At 46.5% G+C, this 15702-nt stretch carries 14 protein-coding genes and 1 other RNA gene; 8 read left to right on the top strand and 7 right to left on the bottom strand.

The window, feature by feature from the left end; all coding sequences use genetic code 11:
* Positions 1-3: 3 nt before the first annotated feature.
* The 4 genes from dnaX to DN062_RS01590 form a co-directional block, all read right to left on the bottom strand.
* Positions 4-1962 carry a DNA polymerase III subunit gamma/tau gene (dnaX, locus tag DN062_RS01605; RefSeq protein ID WP_112156909.1) on the bottom strand — a complete coding sequence of 653 codons (1959 nt, stop codon included), beginning with the start codon at positions 1960-1962 and terminating at the stop codon, positions 4-6.
* Positions 1963-2066: 104 nt separating this feature from the next.
* Complete coding sequence (gene nhaD / locus DN062_RS01600) at positions 2067-3512, bottom strand: sodium:proton antiporter NhaD (RefSeq protein WP_112157170.1); 1446 nt, start codon at positions 3510-3512, stop codon at positions 2067-2069.
* Between the two features lie 315 nt (positions 3513-3827).
* Positions 3828-4697 carry an ethanolamine ammonia-lyase subunit EutC gene (eutC, locus tag DN062_RS01595; RefSeq protein ID WP_112156907.1) on the bottom strand — a complete coding sequence of 290 codons (870 nt, stop codon included), beginning with the start codon at positions 4695-4697 and terminating at the stop codon, positions 3828-3830.
* A gap of 4 nt (positions 4698-4701) precedes the next feature.
* On the bottom strand, positions 4702-6096 hold the full coding sequence (locus DN062_RS01590) for an ethanolamine ammonia-lyase subunit EutB (protein WP_112156906.1): 1395 nt from the start codon (positions 6094-6096) through the stop codon (positions 4702-4704).
* A 341-nt stretch (positions 6097-6437) separates the two neighbouring features.
* Here DN062_RS01590 and DN062_RS01585 point away from each other — a divergent pair, with 341 nt between their 5' ends.
* Positions 6438-7871 carry a cytochrome P450 gene (locus DN062_RS01585; protein ID WP_239995650.1) on the top strand — a complete coding sequence of 478 codons (1434 nt, stop codon included), beginning with the start codon at positions 6438-6440 and terminating at the stop codon, positions 7869-7871.
* 2 nt (positions 7872-7873) lie between these two features.
* Positions 7874-8788 (top strand): lysophospholipid acyltransferase family protein, encoded by a 915-nt coding sequence (locus tag DN062_RS01580; protein ID WP_162301230.1) that lies wholly within the window; start codon positions 7874-7876, stop codon positions 8786-8788.
* Positions 8789-8921: 133 nt separating this feature from the next.
* On the opposite strand, the gene trpA is transcribed toward DN062_RS01580, so the two are convergent.
* Complete coding sequence (trpA, locus tag DN062_RS01575) at positions 8922-9686, bottom strand: tryptophan synthase subunit alpha (RefSeq protein WP_112156902.1); 765 nt, start codon at positions 9684-9686, stop codon at positions 8922-8924.
* On the bottom strand, positions 9686-10948 hold the full coding sequence (trpB, locus tag DN062_RS01570; RefSeq protein WP_112156900.1) for a tryptophan synthase subunit beta: 1263 nt from the start codon (positions 10946-10948) through the stop codon (positions 9686-9688). Before trpB ends, trpA begins: the two co-directional genes overlap by 1 nt.
* A gap of 125 nt (positions 10949-11073) precedes the next feature.
* Here trpB and DN062_RS01565 point away from each other — a divergent pair, with 125 nt between their 5' ends.
* The 4 genes from DN062_RS01565 (at position 11074) to DN062_RS01550 (ending at position 13830) form a co-directional block, all read left to right on the top strand.
* Positions 11074-11556: a TetR/AcrR family transcriptional regulator gene (locus DN062_RS01565; RefSeq protein WP_112156898.1), complete on the top strand. Its 483-nt coding sequence runs from the start codon at positions 11074-11076 to the stop codon at positions 11554-11556.
* Between the two features lie 88 nt (positions 11557-11644).
* Positions 11645-12262 (top strand): CDP-alcohol phosphatidyltransferase family protein, encoded by a 618-nt coding sequence (locus DN062_RS01560; RefSeq protein WP_112156896.1) that lies wholly within the window; start codon positions 11645-11647, stop codon positions 12260-12262.
* A gap of 15 nt (positions 12263-12277) precedes the next feature.
* Positions 12278-12907, top strand: a complete 630-nt coding sequence (locus DN062_RS01555) for a lysophospholipid acyltransferase family protein (RefSeq protein ID WP_112156894.1) — start codon at positions 12278-12280, stop codon at positions 12905-12907.
* Positions 12904-13830: a phosphatidate cytidylyltransferase gene (locus DN062_RS01550; RefSeq protein ID WP_112156892.1), complete on the top strand. Its 927-nt coding sequence runs from the start codon at positions 12904-12906 to the stop codon at positions 13828-13830. Before DN062_RS01555 ends, DN062_RS01550 begins: the two co-directional genes overlap by 4 nt.
* Positions 13831-14008: 178 nt before the next feature.
* Here the strand turns inward: DN062_RS01550 and ffs are convergent.
* An RNA gene (gene ffs / locus DN062_RS01545) (signal recognition particle sRNA small type) lies at positions 14009-14105 on the bottom strand.
* Between the two features lie 205 nt (positions 14106-14310).
* Here ffs and DN062_RS01540 point away from each other — a divergent pair.
* Positions 14311-14850: a DUF2058 domain-containing protein gene (locus DN062_RS01540; RefSeq protein ID WP_112156890.1), complete on the top strand. Its 540-nt coding sequence runs from the start codon at positions 14311-14313 to the stop codon at positions 14848-14850.
* A gap of 56 nt (positions 14851-14906) precedes the next feature.
* Positions 14907-15701 carry a response regulator gene (locus tag DN062_RS01535; RefSeq protein ID WP_112156888.1) on the top strand — a complete coding sequence of 265 codons (795 nt, stop codon included), beginning with the start codon at positions 14907-14909 and terminating at the stop codon, positions 15699-15701.
* The last annotated feature ends 1 nt before the right edge of the window (position 15702 follow it).

The raw sequence follows: 15702 nt of genomic DNA, 5'->3' as shown, positions 1-15702 counted from the left end.
TCCTCACTCGTTAGGCTCAATCGGCACCACCGACGATTCATCTAGGTAGGCCGAAAATTGCTGTAGAATTGTTTTGACCATAGGGTCGTCTTGTAATGACTTAACGGCTAATGCTTGACGCTCAGCGCGCTTGCGTAAACGGTATTGTGCGGGTGTTTCTAAGGTTTGCGCAGCCTGAACAAACTGCACATCTAACCCTGCTGCTCCAAAATACGCCGCGAGTGCATCTGTAATACGCCCCTGCTGTGTTGGATTTAACAGCGCGGCCTGCTCTGGCGGATAATGAAAGCAAAGCTGATCATTTTCAACCCGCTCCAGGGATAAATTTCGACAAATACTGTCCGTCATCCCCGTCAAACCAATTGACGTACACACATGCACCCAGTCGCCAGGACGCAATTGTGCAAGTGTGTATGACTGCCCCATTGGCTGCAGATCATCCTCCTCTAACGGAGTAGTCTCTTGCTCTTTCACGCCCACACTCTGATTTCCCTCAGCTCGAACGGAGTCCTCCAATGGCTGACTCGCGACAAACAAGCGTGCATCCTCCGAGTTCGAGGTCGGCCCATCTTGAGCTAAGGGTTCAGGCTTTTTTTGAAAGGACTCAGCCGCATACTCAACATCAGACTCAGATGAAGAGATCTCGGGCACGTCCTCCCAAGGAGGAACTTCTTCTTGTTGTCGTGATGCGCTAGGCTCAGGCGTAACCTGAGAACTCACCACCACCGCATCAGACTGAGGATTAACACTCGGCCTAGGCGCTGAACTTGAAGGTGCGGGAACAGGAGACGGCATATTCACAGCAGCCGCTTCCACTTTCACCTTGCCTGCTGCTTCTAAATTCTGAGACGTCAATGCAATAGGTCTTGGAGCTGCACTTGCAGGCCTGAATGCCAGCATTCTCAACAACACCATTTCCAACCCTTCTTTCAAATCCGGTGCATAAGGCATATCTTTACGCCCCATTAAACCTATCTGGTAAAAAAGCTGAACATCCTCTGCACTCATCAACTGGGCTAACTCAAGTACTTGCTGTTGATCACCCAAACTGTTATCAATCGCGTCTGGCAACATCTGCGCCAAGGCAACTCGATGCAAGAGGCTGACTAAATCACCCAGTAACGTGAAATAATCCGGTGTAAACTGCGACAATGACTGCAATGTACTGATCACTTGACGCACATCCTGTTGCGCGATAAATGCTAAGAGTTGATAGACTAAACGATGGTCTATCGTTCCTAACATCGACCTTACATCTGCCTCGCCTACCACTCCCGAACCAAATGCAATCGCCTGATCTGTTAAACTCAGTGCATCACGCATCGAACCTTCTGCACTGCGCGCAAGTAACCACAGCGCCGTTTCATCGAAGCTTATGGACTCTTGATTTAAAACATAGTTCAGATGTTCAACAATGCGTTGAGGACTGAGATTTTTCAAATTAAATTGCAGACAACGCGACAGCACTGTGACCGGTAGCTTTTGTGGATCCGTCGTCGCTAATAAGAATTTCACATGCTCAGGCGGCTCTTCTAGGGTTTTCAGAAGTGCATTGAACGAGCTGTTCGATAGCATGTGCACCTCGTCGATGAGATACACCTTAAAACGACCATGGCTAGGTGCGTATTGCACGTTTTCCAGAAGCTCGCGTGTGTCTTCGACCTTTGTACGCGATGCAGCATCGACTTCGATCAAATCGACGAAACGTCCTTCTGCAATTTCCCGGCAGGATGTACAAACCCCACAGGGCTCAGAAGACACCCCCTGCTCACAATTCAGCGCCTTCGCGAACAAACGAGCAATCGACGTTTTACCAACCCCACGGGTCCCTGTAAAAAGATACGCATGGTGGAGCCGATCATTATCCAAAGCATTGATTAATGCTTTAAGAACATGCTCTTGCCCCACCATTTCTTTGAATTGTTTTGGCCGCCATTTGCGCGCCAGTACCTGATAGCTCATTGTGTGGATTTACACTCTCGCAAGTCACCTGAATCAAGGCGATATACTACCATGCTCATCCACCCAAGTCTTACTTCAGCTGCGATTGACCTCCACTTGGCGCATCAGAACACGCTGAACAATTCTTTATTTAGCCAAAGATGCACAAGTATACTGGCCACATACCCCAACAAGATCACTGGCATCCAGCGTAAATGTCCCATAAAGGTATAAATACCACGAGCCTGCCCCATTAAAGCAACCCCTGCAGCAGAGCCAATTGAAAGTAAACTACCACCGACACCCGCCGTCAGGGTAATGAGTAACCAATGCCCATGCGACATATCTGGCTGCATTGTGATGACAGCAAACATAACGGGAATGTTATCTATCACAGCTGAAATCACTCCCAAGGCAATGTTGGCATAGGTTGCATCCCATTGGAGGTAGAGGATGTCAGACATCATCGCTAGATAGCCCATAAAGCCTAACCCACCAACGCACATAATGATGCCGTAGAAAAATAACAACGTATCCCATTCTGCCCGCGCAACACGACTGAAGACATCAAACGGCACCACACTCCCTAAACGCTCAAGACGCTTTTTATCGCCTGCGTGTTCTGCCAATAAGCGCTTTTTGGCTAAGGAGCTAGGCAGCGTCATTCTCAAGAAGTAACCAAAGAACTGTAAGTAACCAAGACCCACCATCATTCCGAGTACTGGGGGAAGGTGCAGCACTGTGTGACAGCTGACAGCCGTTGCGATGGTAAGTAAGAATAGAGCCAGTATTCGCCTTGCGCCGCGTTTAAGCTCTACTTCCTCATCAGATGCTGTTGGTTTCTGACTCTCAACAAACAAACTCATGATGGTCGCTGGAATTAAGAAGTTCACCAGAGATGGTAAAAACAAGGCAAAAAACTCACTGAATTTAACAAGCCCTGCTTGCCAAACCATCAAGGTGGTAATATCGCCAAAAGGACTAAACGCACCACCGGCATTGGCAGCAACTACAATATTGATGCAACATAAGTTAATGAATCGGTTATGCCCTTCAGCCACCTTCATTACAACAGCACACATCAATAACGCCGTGGTTAGGTTGTCCGCAATCGGCGAGATAAAAAACGACAAAAAGCCTGTTAGCCAGAATAAAGTTCTAAAACTGAACCCTTTACGCACCATCCAAGAGCGCAGCGCGTCGAATACCCTTCGCTCCTCAAGGGCGTTAATGTAGGTCATTGCCACCAACAAAAAGAGCATCAACTCCGAAAACTCTAATAAAGTATGGCGAAAAGCATCTTCTGGAGCGCCAACTAGGCCCTCTTTCAGATAAACCCAGCCAATCACAGCCCAAATAATACCGGCCGCTATCAGTACTGGTTTGGATTTACGCATGTGGATTTTTTCTTCGCACATGACAACCGCATATGCCAAGAAAAAAATCACCAACGCAAAAATACCCGCGCTAGACGCGGTAAGATTTAATGGCCCAGCAGCAGCGTAAACACCTCCACTTAGGCATAAAGCAATAACAAGAATGAGCGCTTGTTTAAGACGTAGTTGAGTCATAATAGACCACTTTAAGTTTATTTTTGGAAAGGAAAAAGTTGTGGGGCGCTCCCCCGAATGGTTGGCCATTATAGGCCTCATAGTGGATGCTTTATAGTCGACAAAGGCGCTATACACTTACGACTATAAGACTATTTTCTTATATAGAAAGGACATTTAATACATAAAAAACAAATATATAGAAATGCCGAGCTTTCTTAAACGCTCTTAATTACCGATATATTATTTATCAAGATACAAAGAACGGAAAAATATTCTTAATTAATAAACAATATCAACAAAAAACTCTAAAAAAACAGATCAAATAGAGACCTGCTAACCTTTTGTTGAAACTAAGAAATTCCCCCGCACCTCATCACCCGTCAGCACCAAATCTTCAGTTCTATCTTTTAACTGCACGCCGGATAAACCTTGTCGGCGCGCTTCGTTGAGCAAATACAGCGCCTTTCGACTCGCCTCCTCATAACTCAGGCCTGCCTCTCGAATATTGGAAATACAATTTCGGTAGGCATCGGTTAACCCAGCCTTTGGAGACCAGGTTAGATATAAACCCATGCTGTCTGGCGAGCTCAAGCCCGGACGCTCACCAACCAACAACATCACACACTTAGCGCGCAATATTTCACCGACAGAATCACCAACGGCCACTCGCCCTTGCTCAACAATACATACAGGCCCAATATTCCAAGGTATGGGTGCTAAGGCTAATTGTGGTAACAAAACCTGCAGAAATGGGATTGCATTTTCTTGGATAGCCAGGGCTGACAAGCCATCGGCCAAGACAACCACTAAATCATACGATTGAGATATAGTGTCTCGATACTGCAGCAAGACCTGTTCAGAGTCAGAGTGCAATAAACGCCCATAATCAGGACGTTGCAAATAAATGCTTCGAGTCTCTGCACGACTTCGTAACGACAGAGGTGGCTGAGCACAGTCATTCTTTAAAACGCTTAACCCCTCGATCAAACGGCCAATATTCAATGGAGTATGCACCGCATCTTGCGCTTTTGCATGCGCCAACTGAAAGGCTAAAAGTTCTTGAGTGGGAATGCTGACACCCGCACGCCCCAGACCGATTCTAGCGTCGGTAAAACGACGTAAATCTCGCCAAGGATTCGACACCAAGGTTTCATCTGCTCTTTGATCACAAGACTCAAGCGGTAGGTTCTTAGTTAGCTTCATCTGATTAATTTCCTAGCAATCGACCAAGAGAGGAACGAAAAGCGGCTGGCATCTGCGCGTTTAAGCGACCTGTTTGAGCATCAATAATTTCAGCATGTTTCAGCCATGCATCAAACTCAGGAGCTGGCTTTAACCCCAATACTTGGCGAATATAGAGCGCATCATGGAAAGACGTGGTTTGATAATTCAGCATAATATCGTCCGACCCTGGAATTCCCATAACAAACGTACAGCCAGCGACTGACAACAGAGTTAACAAATTATCCATATCATTTTGATCTGCGTGGGCATGGTTGGTGTAACAAATATCGCACCCCATAGGCAAACCCAACAGTTTTCCACAAAAATGATCTTCCAACCCCGCTCGAATAATTTGCTTGCCATCAAACAAATACTCTGGACCAATAAAGCCAACCACCGTGTTGACTAAAAGCGGGCTAAAGCGTCGAGCAACGGCATAAGCTCTTGCCTCGCAGGTTTGCTGATCCAATTGAAAATGGGCATTGGCTGACAGAGCACTGCCCTGCCCCGTCTCAAAGTACATAACATTGTTGCCAACACTGCCTCGCTGCAAGGACAAAGCAGCGGCCTGTGCTTCAGCCAAGGTTGAAAGATTAAACCCAAAACTATCGTTAGTGGCTTGAGTACCGCCTATTGACTGAAAGACCAAATCAACCGGAGCGCCCTGTTCAATCGCCTCTATCGTATTGGTCACATGTGTCAAAACACAGGATTGGGTCGGAATTTCATAGTGCTGAATCACCTCATCCATCATGCGCATCAAGCGACAGGCTTGCGCGACGTTATCCGTGGCAGGGTTAATTCCGATAACCGCATCACCACTGCCATACATCAGGCCATCCAAAATACTGGCGGCGATGCCGGTTAGATCATCAGTTGGATGGTTGGGTTGCAAGCGTGTGGACAAACGCCCAGGCAAACCCAAGGTATTTCGAAAACCCGTGCTCACTTGGCATTTCTTAGACACCAGTATCAAATCTTGATTGCGCATAATTTTACTGACAGCAGCGGCCATCTCAGGGGTAATCCCTAAGCGCACTTGCTCAAGCCGCTCTGAACCCACTTGCTCACTTAAGAGCCATTCACGAAAGCCTCCTACCGTTAAATGTGAAATCGGCTGGAATGCTACTAAATCGTGGCTATCGACAATTAGACGTGTGATTTCATCCTCCTCATATGGAATCAACAGATCCTCCAAAAACACCTTTAAAGGAACATCTGCCAACGTCATTTGTGCGATGGCACGCTCTTCTGCCGATTGTGCAGCTACCCCCGCAAGGTAATCACCCGAGCGCGCAGGTGTTGCTTTAGCCATCAACTCTCCAAGATTTTTAAAACCATAGGTGTGAGACCCAACAAGCTGACGAAAGCGATACATATTTTTACCTTTATTATTTCCAACTAAAACCCTAGACGTCTTGACGCATCAATACAAAGCCTTATTTCTAACGCCCGCTGAGTATCTTAATAACCCTATTGTGAGAAAAAAGCCTAGGCAGGGGTTATCGAATTTTGGCAAAAAACACTCCTTATCACTTTCTTCAAGTACCGCTCCACTCACTCCAGTAAATTGAGATAACTCAAGTCAATAAAGCGTAACTCCGAGTTAGTTTTGAGCTAAAAACAAAGCCATGATACAGTATAGGCTACTTAAATTTCTTAACAGACCTTTGATCTAAGACATGAAAATTGTTCTTTTGAATCAAATGAGTACCCACAATGACCTTAATGCACCTGCTTCCTGATTTGCCCGAAAAAGCCCAATGGATTGATGAGCCTGAGCCGGTGAAAGTTAGTACACAGAGTAATTGGGGGCACTATATCTGGATGGTTCTCGCTGGCCGCCACAATTTATTATCCATGTGGCCTGATAGCGCATACCAAATGAAGATTTTTACTGCACGTTTATTGCGCCAACATTATTTTGTCTGCAACAGCCCTGACACCGTTCGACAGGTATTTCTCGATCAGCACGATAACTATGATCAAAAAGGCCCGCAAATGCGCAGTGCTCTGGAGCCTTTGCTGGGTGATGGCTTATTTGTGAGTGATGGTGATCTTTGGAAAGAGCGACGCGCCTATTGCAGCCCAGCATTTGAAAATGAATTACTCCCCTATTATTCCAACATCATGACTGAATGCTGCAAAGAAGTATCCGAGCGCTGGTCAAACCTCCCTCCTGGCACCGAAGTAGACATGCTAAATGAAATGGCACGGCTCACAGCACGTATTATTGGACGGACGGTGTTTGGTGATGAAACCAGCGATGAGGAAGCAGCCCAAGTTGTCCAAGGATTTTCTGAATATCAACACAATATTGAACAACTTGGCCTAGCCGACACCTTTGGCCTGCCTTTTTTACGCAAACTCACAAATCCGATCAAACGTTATCGCTGCAAAACCTCGGGCAAACGCGTTCATGAGGTGATTGACAAAATCATTGCTCGACAGGAAGCTCAAACCTCCTCGAAAAAATTTTCATTAATTTCACTGTTTGTAGATGGACATAAAGGACGCGATGGCACTGTACAAGGCTGTCCTTTAAGTCGTCTGGCGGCTCGCAATGAAGCGATTGTGATGTTTATGGCTGGGCATGAAACCACGGCAAACGTCCTTGCCTGGACTTGGTATCTGCTGGATCACAACCCACGGGTAGCTGCGAAACTTCACGAGGAATTGGACAGCGTTTTAGCAGGGCGAACCCCAACACTTGACGATGTTCCCAACCTACCTTACACACGTGCTGTATTTGAAGAAACCATGCGTTTATATCCACCCGTTCCTTTGTTAAGCAGGCAAGCACGAGCCGAAGACCAAATCAGGCGGCGACCGATTGAAAAAAACTCCGTCATTCTAGTGATTCCATGGCTACTGCATCGTCATGTCGATTTTTGGGAGGCACCCAATCACTTTATCCCAGAGCGATTTCTACCTGGCAACCCGCGTCCAGACAAATTCATTTATCTACCTTTTAGTGTGGGTCGCCGTGTCTGCCTTGGCATGCGCTTTGGCTTAACTGAGGGCATTCTGTGTATTGCAACTTTGGCTCAGGCGTTTCAAGCACGGGTAAAGCCTAACCACGAGGTTAAGATTGAATGTCGCTTAACGCTTCGTCCACAGAATGGCTTGCCAATGGAGTTAACAGGGAGATAAACATGCAGGAGCCTAAACGCTGGAACACAGCTCAAAAAGCTGAATATCTCATGGCAAGATGCATGGCCATTTTACCAATTACTTGGACATCAGATATTGGGGCCTACTTGGGCTATAAGGAAGCCCAAAAATCCATTAAAGCAAAACGACTGTGGATAGATCGGTTAAGGAACAACTTAGAAGTCTTGTGCGAGATCAAAGACAGTGAAGAACGAGAGCGGCGCCTCATCGAGTTCATTTCACGAATCGGCCGAATTTATGCCGAATTCATGGTACAACAAAAGATTGTTAAGAAGAATCAAATCGAAATTTCGGGTCAAGATATTCTGGACTCGATCGATAAGCCGGTCATTATTGTAAGCTGCCATTTATCAAACTGGGAACTTATCGGGCATGTTGCCGCCTTACTTCAACGTCCTTGCTGTGATCTTTATTTGCCACCCGATAACCCAGTTAGAGAGCATTTGGCTTTAGAAGCACGTAATCAATGGCCAATCCCTCTTGAATTAGTTCCCTCCTCACCGTCCTGCATGCGCCAGATTAGCAAAGCACTCAGCAACGGCAGCAATGCGGTGCTCTTTATCGATGAAATGCGCGACGGTTATGTATCGGCACCCAGCCTAGGACGGAATATTGCTTATGCAGGCAATCGATGGTTTGCCGCAAGACTGGCCATCAAACATGAGCTGGATATTTTACCTGCCTATATTTTACCTAAGGGAAAAGGCCACTATCGGGCAATCGTTGAGCCACTCATCCAACCGTCAACGTTTGAAGGGTCAAGTGAAGAAAAAGCAAAGAAAATCGCAGATAAACTTGATGAAATCATAAATCCCTGGGTTTTGGAGAATTTAGAGCATTGGTACTGGTTACCCTATTATGACCAACAGAGAGCGTTTCTAGCAGTTAATAAATAAACACCTAAGGTTTTCATTAAGCGTTCTTCCAGTGTTTAAACCAGATACACACCACTTACCGCACAAAACGCAATTTCTTGCGCCTCTGCGGAAAGTGGTGAGTGATAAGTGGCGAGCGATCAAAACAGACTGGTCACACCAATTCAGCTTCAGTCAGCAAGGTTTTCATCTTTTCAGCGGCGATTTCACTGCCATCGTCCCGCTGCCATTCGATATATTTTGAGCAGAACGCAGCTACTTCGGCCGTGCCCGTTAAAGCTTTCAAATCATCGGCTGAACGAATACCAAAGCCAATAGCTAAGGGCAGATTGGTATACTGACGGATACGCGCAACATAGGCACGGAAGTCGTCATCCCAATGCGTCTGTTTGCCCGTCACTCCCATGCGCGAGACCACGTACACCATGCCGCGCGCACTCTGAGCAATCCGTGCAACACGCTCGTCCGGAGTATTCGGCGTCACCATCAAGATCGGAGCCAAACCCAGCTCATCAAGGAGCGGCATGTGTGGTTCGAACTGTTCCACTGGCATATCAGGGATAATCATCCCTTTAAAACCAGCCGCCGCCGCATCACGAAATAGCTGCTCAAGCCCATAGCGATACAATGGGTTCAGATAACTCATCAGAATAAAACTGGCATCGGGATGCTGTTTAGAGACCTTCGCGCATAAGTCCAAGGTCGCACGCACTGAGCCTCCGTTTTTTAGCGCATGGTAACAGGCATTCACCAGCGTATGCCCATCCGCCACCGGATCACTAAAAGGAACCTGAAGTTCAATTAGATTCACTCCACTAGCGATCAGGCCAGCAATGGCTTTTTCATTTTCATCGAGTGTCGGGAAGCCCACCACTGCGTGAGACATCACTTGAAGTCTATCATTCTGTTTCGGAAACATCAGTTATTCTCCATCGCAGCATCAACCTGCTTCTGACAACGAGCAGCTTCGCGTTTTAAAAACTCCGGCCACTCCTGTTGAGGAAAGGCTCGAGCAATATTAAAGATGTCTTTGTCACCACGGCCACTGAGGTTGATGACTAGATGTTGATCAGGTCTCATCAATTTGGCACGCTTAAATCCACCAGCCAAGCCGTGTGAACTTTCTAAAGCCGGAATAATACCTTCGGTCTTCATCAAAAGACTAAAGGCTTCTGTGACTTCTTTATCCGTCGCACTTTCAGGAATCACTCGACCCGTCTGCGACAAATGCGCCAGAATGGGCGAGACACCTACGTAATCAAGCCCTGCTGCAATAGAGTGTGTATCTCCCAACTGGCCGTCTTCATCTTGCAGGAATAAGGTTTTGTAGCCCTGAGCGATACCAGGCTCTGCAGTATTAGGTAGCATACGAATAGAATGCTCACCCTTCTCAAAGCTTATCCCACCGGCTTCAACACCGACCAAAGCGACCTCTTTGTCATCAAGAAAAGCAGAGAATGCACCCAATGCATTTGATCCGCCACCAACGCAGGCCACGACTTCATCTGGTAATCGCCCAATCTGCTTTAAGGCCTGTTCCCGCATCTCTTGCGAAATAACGCTTTGGAAATAGGTCACTAACTCTGGGAAAGGTGCCGGACCGCAAGCGGTTCCGAGCACATAATGGGTCGTTTCAACAGTTGCAGCCCAATCACGCAATGCCTCATCAAGTGCTTCCTTTAATGTACGAGCACCCGTTTCAACGCCGACCACTTCGGCACCCAGCTGACGCATCCAAAACACATTGGAGTACTGACGCTCAATGTCATCCGCACCCATATAGATGGTGGCCTGTAAACCCATACGTGCAGCGACAATCGCCGTCGCCAAGCCGTGCTGGCCCGCGCCAGTTTCTGCAATAATTCGTTTTTTCCCCATACGCTGAACCAGCAAGCCTTGACCCAAGGCATTATTGACCTTGTGCGCACCGGAGTGGTTCAGGTCCTCACGTTTGAGCCAAATTTGCGCGCCACCCAACTCTTTTGACAATCGACGCAAAGGCGTAAGCGGTGTTGGACGGCCACTGAATTCTTGACACAGGCCCACATATTCTTGCCAGAAGGTTGGATCATCACGCAGTTCATTAAACATAATCTCCAGCTCAGTTAACGCTGGAAGCAAAATCTCAGGAACATAACGTCCTCCGAACTCGCCAAAATAGCCATTTTCACTGCGTATCATAGATACCTCTCTTCGGTTACAGACCGGTCAACCCGGCCAGGAGTCCAGTGATATGCTAACCTGGACTTTTACTAAACGGTTTAGTATAGTTTCAATCAATTAATTAGAGAATTCAAGTCCTAACCATGGCTCAAAACTCAAAAAAAGATCAAATAGCGCAAGCAGCACTGTCTTTGTTCCTTGAGCATGGAATAAAAGGGACCTCTGTCGATATGGTGGTCAAGGCTTCCGGCGTATCCAAACCCACTGTCTATAATCATTTTCAGGATAAAAGCTATCTCTTGGCATACGTCATAGAATGTTGGTTGCAGGCACAACCCTCCCCAACCTTCCAAGCCAGTACAGAAAAGGCTCTCATCCAGGAAATGGACACACACTGGCTTTCGGCCGAGGCCTGCCGCCTCTATGGGCTTTGCCTTGGTGAAGGAGAACGTGCTCCTAGTGCGGTGGCAGTGTTTATCGAAGGCTACGACCAACCTTGGCGAGCAGCACTTGAAGAACAGGGCCGCAAGCTAAACCTTTCAACGGATTGGCTGCAAGCCTGTGCAAGCCACCGACTGTTGCAGAGACTTTTAGCAAGATCTTCAGCAGCATCTGAAGCCCATTAAAAGCTACCGGGAGTCACAATCTTTTCCTACCCTTTAGCCATAACACCATGGTAGGATTTGATGGATGGAAAAGTGACAAGGACGCATAATGGCATTTTCAATTTATCAGTTAAAATCCCGTTTCCAAGATCTTCTGAGACCCGCTGCCAGCCTGTTACATAAGCGAGGAGTGACGGCGAATCAGGTCACCCTATTTGCTGCGTTTGTCTCCGTCGCGTTTGGCACCCTGCTTTTTTTCAACATCGACACTCCCTTGCTTTTTGCATTCCTACCACTGCTCATGCTCTTTCGCATGGGTTTAAATGCCATTGATGGCATGTTAGCACGTGAGTTCAAGCAAGCGAGTCATCTGGGCGCCTATCTCAATGAACTGGCCGATCTCATCTCTGATGCAGCGCTTTACCTACCCTTTGCCTTATTGCTGGGCGTTCACTCTGAACTGGTACTCGCGATCATTTTTATGGCGCTACTCAGTGAATATGCTGGTGTTCTCGGCCCTATGATTGGCGGAACACGTCGCTACGATGGCCCAATGGGGAAAAGTGATCGCGCATTTGTTTTCGGCTGCTTAGGGCTGGGGTATGCCTTGGGTTTTTTATCCGCAGGATTTATCAATCTAGTTTTATTAATTACGCTGCTTTTATTGCTATTAACACTGATCAACCGTATCCGCAAAGGCATTGAAGACGCTAACAAACCAGAATAACGAGGTCGATAAGACATGCTTGCCACTTTATTACGCTCTTTGATTCTCGGGTTAGCGAAGTTTATTACAGGGGCCAGAGCGCACGGAGAGTTTTCATTTGAACAAAACTCCAAGCCTACCCTTTATTATGCAAATCACACCAGTCATGGTGATTTTGTACTGCTTTGGGCAACCCTTCCTGCACACATTAGACAGCAAACACGCCCTGTAGCGGGTGCAGACTATTGGGGTAAAACTCCACTCAGGCGCTTTATTATCCACCAAGTGTTTAATGGCGTATTGATTGCTCGGGATGGCAACACCTCTGGCGACAGCCCCTTAACCCCCTTGTTCGATGCCTTAAATCAAGGTGACTCGCTGATATTTTTCCCTGAAGGTACCCGCAACCTAACAGATGCTGACTTACTTCCATTCAAATCGGGTCTTTTCTATTTAACTCAGCAACATCCGAGCCTCATCCTTCAACCCGTTTGGATCACCAACCTTAACCGTGCAATGCCTAAAGGTTATCCGCTTCCCTTACCTCTACTTTGCACATTGAACTTTGGCCCCCGGTTTTGTGTAGCGCCTAAAACGAACAAGGCAGCCACTATAGAGTTTGCCACAACCGCGCTTACCGCTTTGCAACAGGACACACCAACATGAACCAGACCACGCTGTTACTTTTTGCAGGGCTAGGTGCTTTTTTACTTTTAGCCACACTGATCGGGCAGTTTCTTGCTTGGAAACAAGGTAAGACCGGAGTCATCGATAACCTTAATCAGCGCATCTATGCTTGGTGGTTAATGGTGATCGTTCTTGGTGTTGCATTTGCTGCAGGAAAATACGCGGTTATTTTGCTTTTCTTAGGCATTTCTTTTTATGCCTTGCGTGAGTTTTTAACTCTATTACCCACACGGCGTGGAGACTACTGGGCCTTACTCGTCGCATTCTACGTCGCCCTCCCCGTTCAATATTTTTTAATCGCCATAGATTGGTATGGTCTTTTTTCTATTTTCATTCCTGTATATGTGTTCTTACTTCTGCCGATATTGGCCTCAATTGGTGGGGACACCCACCACTTTTTAGAAAGAACAGCCAAGGTTCAATGGGGTTTAATGATTGCCGTCTATTGTATCTCCTCTGTACCTGCACTCTTAACACTTGAGATATCAGGCTACGAAGGACGCAATTTACTGTTAATCGCTTGGTTAATTTTAGTGGTTCAACTCTCAGATGTTTTCCAATATGTTTGCGGCAAACTTCTGGGAAAACACAAAGTCGCACCAAGCCTGTCGCCCTCCAAAACCCTAGAAGGTCTCGTAGGTGGTGTATTTTTAGCAACGCTGGTGGGCGGCGCTTTGTATTGGATAACGCCGTTTAGCTTCAGCGAAGCACTTATCATTGCATTAATAGTCAATGCCCTTGGCTTTGCTGGTGGCCTTGTTATGTCAGCGATAAAAAGAGATCGAGGGGTGAAAGATTGGGGCGCGATGATTCAAGGGCATGGCGGCATGCTTGATCGAATTGATTCAGTCTGCTTTGCAGCCCCCGTCTATTTTCATATTATTCGCTATTTTTGGACGTAAAAAGGACCACATATTTAAAATGATCTAAACCTCTAGGGTGCAGGAAGATCTGCTCGATACACTTTATTGAAATCAAGGCTTATAAGTGATGCATTAACTTTTATGTGAATAAAAGAGGCATTGACGTAAAACAGTAAATTGAATCAGAAACGAGAAAAAAGGAAGGTGTTGGAGGCAGCTCCACCAGCCACATTTCGGCACACGAGATCGCCGCTGTGGCTGCTCCCTTCCGGGCCTGACCAGGTTCACGGTTTATCGTTGCGAAAGGACCGGCAGAGCTACCATTGCGTAGCTGCTAATCTCAATTAACAGGCGCGAAGTATAAGCAGGAAAAAGGCTTTTTGCAAATTTTATCACAGGTTTATTGATCCAATCCTTACATACTCCCTTCTCTGAATGAAGTCACCTTGTGACGCTTACCCTCTTTTACATCTATGTTATAGTAAGCGTTTACTGTATGAATCGTTTTGGAATTCGACTATGGCAGGATCTTTAAAAGATCAACTTCTGAAAGCAGGCGTTGCATCAAAAAAACAAGCAAAACAGGTTGAGTTAGACCAGCGCAAGCAAAAGAAACAGAAAAAACCGCCGACCGATCAAGCAACCGCTCAGCATCTTGAGGCTGCTAGACTTGAAAAAATAGAAAAAGACCGTCTATTAAACGAACAGCGTAAAAAAGAACAAGATCGTAAAGCGGCTCTTGCTGAAATCAAGCAACTGGCTCAACAACACCAAGTTCGCCCACCCTCGCAGGCAGATGTACGCTATAACTTTATCTATGACAGCAAGGTTAAACACATTTGGATCGACAGTGCATTGCAAAAGCAATTAGCGCTTAAGCAGCTCACTCTCGTGGCCGTAGAGGCTAAGTTTATTTTGGTACCAACGGATATCGCCCAACGCATTATCCAACGTGATCCGCTCGCGGTTGTTCAAGATGAAGAAGAACGTAAAAAACAAATCGCGGCGGAAGAGGCCGAATACGCTGATTATGCAATACCAGACGATTTAGATTGGTAATGTGTGAAATAAACCATTATTGTTCAATGACTCACTCTGTGTAAAAGGAGTCTCATATGCGAACCTTGTCCGCATCGCAGCTGAATGTTTTACTGGCTGAACCCTCAGCCGTTCAACGCAAAATAATTACTCAACAGCTGACTGATGAAGGCGTAACTTCGATCGATGGTGTCCGATCCATAAAAGATGCGCTAGCATCTATTTCGAGTATTCGGCCCGACTTGATTATAAGCGCTCTTCATTTTTCGGATGGCAATGCCGATGACTTATTGGAAGCACTGAGAGCTGACCCTAGTTGGATAGACATCCCCTTTATGCTCATTTCAAGTGAGACACGTCATGAGCAGCTAGACACCTTCAAACAATCAGGTGTGATCGCAATTTTACCCAAGCCTTTTACGCGTGAAGGCATCCGTTCAGCAATAAATGCCACTTTGGATTTACTCAGTACCAGCGAATTAGACCTTCAGTGCTATGACCCTGAAACGCTAAAGGTATTGGTTGTAGACGACAGCAAGATGGCACGCAAAATGATCACGCGCGTGTTGAAAAACCTCGGCATTGAAAACATTACCCAAGCTGAGGATGGTGCAGCTGCAATTGAAATATTGCACGATGAAACCTTTGACTTAATCGTCACCGACTACAACATGCCTGAAATCAATGGGCTGCAGCTTGCCGAGTATATACGTGACAATGCATTACTAACGCACATCCCCGTTCTGATGGTGACATCTGAGGCTAGCCATACTCATCTCAGTAATGTTGCCCAAAGCGGTGTAAACGCCATGCTAGACAAGCCTTTTGAACCTGAGCTGGTTAAAAAGCTATTAAATCGCTTGCTTGAATAAA

The organism is Nitrincola tibetensis, assembly GCF_003284585.1.
Taxonomy (GTDB): domain Bacteria; phylum Pseudomonadota; class Gammaproteobacteria; order Pseudomonadales; family Balneatricaceae; genus Nitrincola; species Nitrincola tibetensis.
Note: the sequence above shows the minus strand (reverse complement) of the source record. Positions and strands in the feature narration are given on the sequence as shown.

Bases quoted from the DNA above. Each gene is read 5' to 3' on its own strand.
- dnaX (WP_112156909.1), bottom strand. From the start codon at position 1,962: ATGAGCTATCAGGTACTGGCGCGCAAATGGCGGCCAAAACAATTCAAA.
- nhaD (WP_112157170.1), bottom strand. From the start codon at position 3,512: ATGACTCAACTACGTCTTAAACAAGCGCTCATTCTTGTTATTGCTTTA.
- eutC (WP_112156907.1), bottom strand. From the start codon at position 4,697: ATGAAGCTAACTAAGAACCTACCGCTTGAGTCTTGTGATCAAAGAGCA.
- DN062_RS01590 (WP_112156906.1), bottom strand. From the start codon at position 6,096: ATGTATCGCTTTCGTCAGCTTGTTGGGTCTCACACCTATGGTTTTAAA.
- DN062_RS01585 (WP_239995650.1), top strand. From the start codon at position 6,438: ATGACCTTAATGCACCTGCTTCCTGATTTGCCCGAAAAAGCCCAATGG.
- DN062_RS01580 (WP_162301230.1), top strand. From the start codon at position 7,874: ATGCAGGAGCCTAAACGCTGGAACACAGCTCAAAAAGCTGAATATCTC.
- trpA (WP_112156902.1), bottom strand. From the start codon at position 9,686: ATGTTTCCGAAACAGAATGATAGACTTCAAGTGATGTCTCACGCAGTG.
- trpB (WP_112156900.1), bottom strand. From the start codon at position 10,948: ATGATACGCAGTGAAAATGGCTATTTTGGCGAGTTCGGAGGACGTTAT.
- DN062_RS01565 (WP_112156898.1), top strand. From the start codon at position 11,074: ATGGCTCAAAACTCAAAAAAAGATCAAATAGCGCAAGCAGCACTGTCT.
- DN062_RS01560 (WP_112156896.1), top strand. From the start codon at position 11,645: ATGGCATTTTCAATTTATCAGTTAAAATCCCGTTTCCAAGATCTTCTG.
- DN062_RS01555 (WP_112156894.1), top strand. From the start codon at position 12,278: ATGCTTGCCACTTTATTACGCTCTTTGATTCTCGGGTTAGCGAAGTTT.
- DN062_RS01550 (WP_112156892.1), top strand. From the start codon at position 12,904: ATGAACCAGACCACGCTGTTACTTTTTGCAGGGCTAGGTGCTTTTTTA.
- DN062_RS01540 (WP_112156890.1), top strand. From the start codon at position 14,311: ATGGCAGGATCTTTAAAAGATCAACTTCTGAAAGCAGGCGTTGCATCA.
- DN062_RS01535 (WP_112156888.1), top strand. From the start codon at position 14,907: ATGCGAACCTTGTCCGCATCGCAGCTGAATGTTTTACTGGCTGAACCC.